Genomic DNA, 6,062 nt, shown 5'->3' with positions numbered 1-6,062 from the left:
CTGCTGGGGTGGCTCGGTGGGGCAGGGATCGGTGGGGGCGGCGGTGGTTGTATTCGTCGACGAAGGTGTCGAGCTGGGTTTGGAGGTCGGCAACAGTGGCCGCGCGGGGTTGGCCGGTGAGCCATTTTTTGAGGGTCTGGTGGAAGCGTTCGACTTTCCCGCAGGTGGTGGGGTGGTGCGGGGTGGAGTTGATTTGGTGGACGCCGAGGCGGTGCAGTTCGGCTTCAAAGCCGTTGCGTCCGCCTTTGCCGCCGGCGAGGCGGGTGGTGAACACCATGCCGTTGTCGGTGAGTGTGGAGTAGGGGATGCCATGGCGGGCAGTGGCTTTGGTGAATTCGGTGACGACGATCGCGCCGGTCACGCGGCGGTGGGCGGTGACGGAGATGGCGAGACGGGAGCAGTCGTCGAGCCAGCACAGGATCTCTGTGTCGACACCGTGTGTGAGGCGCCAGTGGGTGAAGTCGGCTTGCCAGCGTTCGTTAGGTTGGGCGGCGGCGAAACGGATGTAGGACGATTTCGGGCGTTTCTGCGGGGTGGGGTCGACCAGGCCGGCGCGGGTGAGGTGGCGGCTGATTGTCGCGGTCGATACGCGTAGGTGGTGGTGGTGTTCGAGGTGCCAGGCGATGGTGTGGGGGCCGGCGTCGAGGCCTTTGCCGGTCAGGGTGCGGCGTAGGTCGGTGATGAGGTCGACCGTTGTTTGTGGGAGCCGCCCCGGGCTGGTGTGGGGGCGTCGTGAGCGGGGTTCGAACGCGGCGTCGCCGTCGAGGGTGTAGCGCTTGATCAGCCTCGAGATCCAGCTTTGGGAGACGCCGTAATCGCGGGCGACCTGCGATTGTGAGCGGCCTTCGACAAGGACTGCGGTGATGACCAGACGAGCCTTCGACACCAGCCGAAACTGGCGCAGACGTCTATGCCGATGTCGCGAGACACCCTATTCTGATGTCCTGAAACACCACACTGTCCCCGCTACTATGTGATGTCTCACGACATCGGAACAGCCGCGGACCTATTTAGGTCCGCGGCTTTTTCCGTTCGGGGCCTTTGGGGGCGCCGGTGGGTTGGTAGTCCCTGGTGGGGTCGAGTGTGAAGTCGCGCAGGACTTCTCCGGTGGTGGCGGCCGATGCCGATGTGGTGCAGGCGCCCGTTGAGGCGCAGAGTGATGGCTCCTGCTTGGTCGGTGCGGACGCGGGGTGTCGCGCCGGGTCAGGACGAATCACCCTGGAAATCCCGAAGCCTCCGGGAAGACCATGGCGGTTGAACAGACAGCTTCGCCCACCGATTAAAATCCCAGGAGAGTACCCCTCGCCGTTACAGGACGTTGTTGGTGAAGGGGGGCAGCCAACCGGGCTCGTCGGGCAGCGCGGTGTCGGGTGCCACCGGGTACGAGTCCTGGGCCTGGGTGACCTGGGGCAGCGGGTACCCGCCTCTGCACGTGGTGGTGCTGTCGCCCCACGAGTAGGTGGAGGTGGTGCACCGCAGTGGCGGATTGGATGCCGGGGTGTAGATCGTGCGGGTGCGCTGCCAGGTACCGTCGGCGTGCTTGGGGCCGTCGCAGATCTGGCGGCGGTCGTTGCCCAGGAAGCCCCAGTGGATGGTTTCGCATCCCAGGCCGGGGCCGGGGGTGGCGTCAGCGTGGCTCAGGGCCGGGGCGCCGAGGGCGATCAGAGCGGACGCGGCGGACAGGACGGCTCCGCCGGCGACACGCCTCATCCGGGTGGTGGTGGTGTTCATGGCAAATTCCTTGTCTAGATTGGTCTTTCGTGGTGTGCGCGGCTGGTGCCGGGTGATGTCATCACTGTGCCGCGGCGGGGTGGCGACGTCTGTCCCGCGATCGGCGGCGGGACCGGACGAAATGCCTGTCCCCCAATCGGGGGAGTACGCAGTAGTTTTGATCTTCGGACAAGCTGGCTAGGAACTGATCGACAGCCTCGGGGGGCAGGATCGAGCACCCGTTGCGCGGCGCAACGATGCAAGCTCAGACCGTCCCGGCACCACTTGACGCGCCGACGTCTAGCTGGCCTTCCGACTCGCCACGCCGTCAGCGCGCTCGTCGAATTCCCCGCACGCCGCGCTGTTTCTCCCTGTTCTCAACCTGCGGAATGGGAAATCCGTCAGCTACTCAACGATATGAGCGCTTCGGCAGCGCTAAGCACGGACTGAATACGGAGCGCCGAGTCGCCCCCGTAGAGCGCTGAGCGTTCAATCCAATGATCGGGCACATCCTTCGTCGGAGCTGCGGGGGTGAAGACAGGGAGCGAGGGTCGCTGGAGCCGCAGGATTGCCCTCTCGTCTGCGTCCTCTGGTCCGATGCGGGCGAGAACAGAACTCCTGGCGTTGATGATCGAGGGCAATTGCCGCGCGGTCCCATCGGGATGACACCACCGTCGCGTCGCCTCGTTCGGGACGACTCGATGACGAGAGGGCCAGCTGAGACCGAACAGCGTGGTCGCAATAGTCCTCTCGGCGCTCAAAAGTCGCTGCTGATAGGCAGCATGCGCCCCGGACTCATGGGTGAGCAGGAACCGAGTGCCGGCAACCACCCCTGCCGCTCCAGCGTTCATGGCAGCCCGTGTGTCGGCGCCGTCGGCTATCCCGCCAGCCAGCACCACCGGGCGAGAGCCAGCCATGGCCAGTGCAGTTACCAAGAACGTGTGAGCCGGCGTTCGACCTGCGAGATGCCCACCGGCTTCCCCGCCTTGGGCGACGAGACCGTCCGCACCCCACCCGTCGAGCGCCGTGCGTGCTTGGGCTTCAGTCCCGGCCAACACGAATACTCCGATACCGGCGGCCTGCAGGTGCTCGACAAGGGCGGCATCACCGCCAAACGCGATCACCGCCACGTCAATACGGCGCCGGACGCACACCGCGACGTGTGATGGGTTGGCAAAGGGCATAAGCAGATTGACCGCGACCGCCCGGTCAGGAGCCTCCTCGCGCACCCGATCGATTGCGGCTGTCAGTTTCGCTGGTGCGCACATCCCGATCGTGCCCAAACCGCCGGCACGTGCGACGGCCGCCGCCAGAGCGGGAGGTGCCATGGTGCCCATGCCCGCCTGGGCCACCGGACAGTCGACTTTCTGTCAGCGGTCATGTAATTCCCCAGGTCTGAGGGGTTGTCCGTCACGTAATTCCTCACCCGCCGTCACGTAATTCCCCACCCTTGGGGCGTGTCCGGTCGGGGTTGGGGTGCTGCTCAGGTTCGCTCCGTTCAAGAGCTCCGCCAGGGGCCTTGGAAGGGGCCTTGAGTTGGCGAGGAGATCGTGGAACGTGACCGATTTCGTGGAGATGTTCCGGCACTGGCATGCCGGCCGATCCCAGGTGCAGATTCATGAGGCACTGGGCGTCGATCGCAAGACCATCCGCAAATATCTGGCGCCGGCGGTGGCCGACGGGTTGGCGCCGATGCCGGGTGAGCCCTTTGATGAGCCGTTGTGGCGGGCACGGATCGAAGGGTGGTTTCCCGAGTTGATCGATCCGAGCGTGCGGGCACTGACCTGGGACCGGATCGCGGTGCACCGGGACTGGATCGCGGAGCAACTCGACGTGCCGGTCACGGTGGCTACCATTGCCCAACGCCTGCGTGATGACCGCGGTGTGGAGGTCTCGGAATCGACGGTTCGGCGTTACATTGCAACAGCATTCGCCGAGCAGCACCTCGAAGAGAAGGTGACCGTGCTCCGGGGTGCGGTCGATCCGGGCAGCGAAGCCCAGATCGACTACGGCAAGTTGGGGATGTGGCTCGATCCGGCGACGGGCCGCCGCGTCGCGGTGTGGGTGTTCGCGATGATCCTGTCGTGTTCCCGCGCCCTGTTCATCCAGCCGGTGTTGAAGATGGATCAGCGGTCCTGGAACGCCTCCCATGTCGCAGCATTCGAGTTCTTCGGTGGCGTCCCGGCCCGACTGGTGTGCGACAACCTCAAGACCGGAGTGATCCGCCCGGATCTGTATGACCCGCAGATCAACCGCGCCTATGGTGAGCTGGCGGCGTTCTACGGGACGCTGATCGATCCCGCGCGGGCCAACAAACCGAAGGACAAACCGCGCATCGAACGGCCCATGCCCTACATCCGGGACTCGTTCTTCGCCGGACGCCCCTTCCCGTCCCTGCCGCACATGCAGCACGAGGGGCTGCGCTGGGCCACCGACGTCTACGGACTGCACAAGCATCGCGGTCTCGACGGCGCCACACCGACCTCGGTGTTCAACGCCGTCGAGCGGGATGCGTTGATGCCGTTGCCGCGCAGACCATTCGAGCCCGTCGTTTACACCGTCGGCACGGTGGCCCCGGACTGCCACGTCAAATCCGGCAAGGCGTTCTACTCCGTGCCCTGGCGGCTGCTGGGTCAGAAGGTCACCGTGCGCGCTGCCGGCGACGTGGTGCAGATCTTCCACGCCGACGCCGTGGTGGCCACCCACGTGCTGCACTACACGGGACGCTCGACGAACTTCGAGCACTACCCGCCGCGCAAGGTCGCCCACACCCTGCGCACCGTGACGTGGTGCCGCAGCCAAGCCGAGCAGATCGGTCCCGGTGCGGTGGCGATCGTGGCCGAACTGTCGGCGGTCAACGCCATCCACCGCCTGCGGGCCATCCAGGGCATCATCGGGCTGCGCGACCGCTACGGTGACGCGCGCCTGGACGCCGCGTGCGCCCGGGCTCTGGCGGTCGGCGATCCGCGGTATCGCACCGTCAAAGGAATCCTGGTCGCCGGCACCGAAACAGGTGATACCCCGGCACTCGACTCGCCTCCGCCTCCGGCGATGCTGCGTGGTCCTGCGGCGTTCGACACCGAACGCACTGCCTAGACCCACGTCGGCCAGACACTGCTCACGTTCTGCTGCAACCACATTCGAACGAAGGAACCCTTGATGACCATTCACGATCCCAGCCTGCGGGCTGCACTGAAGACCTTGAAGTTGACCGGCATGCTCGACACCCTCGATGCCCGTCTGGCGCAAACCCGCGACGGGAAACTCGGCCACCTCGAATTCCTGCAAGTGCTCTGCGAAGACGAGATCGCCCGCCGCGAAACCGCGGCCCTGGCGCGGCGGGTGCGCCGCGCCCGCTTCGAACAGCACAGCACCTTCGACGACTTCGATTTCACCGTCAGCCCGAAGCTACCGGCGGCGATGCTGCGCGATCTGGCCGCCCTGCGGTGGCTCGACGCCGGCGAATCGGTCATCCTCTACGGCCCGGTCGGAGTCGGCAAAACCCATGTGGCGCAAGCACTCGGCCACCAGGTTGCCCGACGTGGTGGCGACATCCGCTTCGTTAAGTGCTCACGCATGCTCGCCGACCTCGCCGGCGGCCCACGCCGACCGCACCATCGGTCAACGCATGCGCGAATACACCCGACCCCTGGTCCTGATCGTCGACGACTTCGCCATGCGCGAGCACACCCCTACCCAAAGCGACGATCTCTACGATCTGGTCTCCGACCGGGCCATCGCCGGCAAACCCCTCATCCTGACCAGCAACCGAGCCCCCAAAGACTGGTACCCGCTCTTCCCGAACCCGGTCGTTGCCGAATCGCTGCTCGATCGGCTGATCAACACCAGCTACCAGGTTCTGATGGACGGACCGTCCTACCGGCCCCGGAAACGACCGGGACCGGCCACCACCTGACAACCCTCCACACCGCCCGCTACCCTCTGCTCAGCAGGGCCCGAACATGAGGAATTACGTGACGGCGGCCCCTGGGGAATTATGTGACCGTCGGCAGGTCGCGGTCATCCTCAATCCCGAAACTGATGATTTGTTCTGGGTGGATGCGAATCAACGACCCGTCGCGTCTGTCGCCTGGTTGCGATGCTGCCTTAATCGCCTCCCCATGCCCACGAACTTCTACGCACCGCACACGCCACGGATCGGTCGAGGCGAGGTCATCGACGACGAACGCCACTCGACCGTTGTGGTCCACATTCCGGAACTTCTGGCTGTTGGCCATGTCGATCCCGGCAATGTCGAAGCAACCGGTCTGCGGGTCGAAGGTGTAACAGACCGGGCTCACTTGCAGCCGGGATCCTGCCTGCATAGTGGCCATTCGGCCCAGCGGCTGCGA

At 65.5% G+C, this 6,062-nt stretch carries 5 protein-coding genes and 1 pseudogene; 2 read left to right on the top strand and 4 right to left on the bottom strand.

The genetic code is table 11. From position 1 onward, the window contains the following. The 3 genes from DMB80_RS16595 to DMB80_RS16580 form a co-directional block, all read right to left on the bottom strand. On the bottom strand, window positions 1-886 hold an 886-nt coding region (locus DMB80_RS16595), incomplete at its 3' end, for an IS481 family transposase (RefSeq protein ID WP_111510860.1). A gap of 422 nt (window positions 887-1,308) precedes the next feature. Then, complete coding sequence (locus DMB80_RS16585) at window positions 1,309-1,731, bottom strand: CDGP domain-containing protein (RefSeq protein ID WP_111510859.1); 423 nt, start codon at window positions 1,729-1,731, stop codon at window positions 1,309-1,311. Between the two features lie 380 nt (window positions 1,732-2,111). Further along, entirely contained in the window at window positions 2,112-3,047 is a 936-nt protein-coding gene (locus DMB80_RS16580) for a nitronate monooxygenase (RefSeq protein WP_111510874.1), read from the bottom strand. 220 nt (window positions 3,048-3,267) lie between these two features. On the opposite strand from DMB80_RS16580, the gene istA reads away from it, so the two are divergent. Both istA and istB read left to right on the top strand, forming a co-directional pair. Next, the gene (gene istA / locus DMB80_RS16575; RefSeq protein WP_111510858.1) at window positions 3,268-4,806 is read left to right on the top strand and encodes an IS21 family transposase; all 1,539 of its coding nucleotides are present in this window, start codon (window positions 3,268-3,270) and stop codon (window positions 4,804-4,806) included. 63 nt (window positions 4,807-4,869) lie between these two features. After that, window positions 4,870-5,626: pseudogene (istB, locus tag DMB80_RS16570) on the top strand (IS21-like element helper ATPase IstB). 79 nt (window positions 5,627-5,705) lie between these two features. On the opposite strand, the gene DMB80_RS16565 reads toward istB, so the two are convergent. Beyond that, complete coding sequence (locus tag DMB80_RS16565; protein ID WP_240431230.1) at window positions 5,706-6,044, bottom strand: PPOX class F420-dependent oxidoreductase; 339 nt, start codon at window positions 6,042-6,044, stop codon at window positions 5,706-5,708. Window positions 6,045-6,062 lie beyond the last annotated feature (18 nt).

Origin of the sequence: Mycobacterium kyogaense (genome assembly GCF_003254575.1) — a bacterium.
Taxonomy (GTDB): Bacteria; Actinomycetota; Actinomycetes; order Mycobacteriales; family Mycobacteriaceae; genus Mycobacterium; species Mycobacterium kyogaense.
Note: the sequence above shows the minus strand (reverse complement) of the source record. Positions and strands in the feature narration are given on the sequence as shown.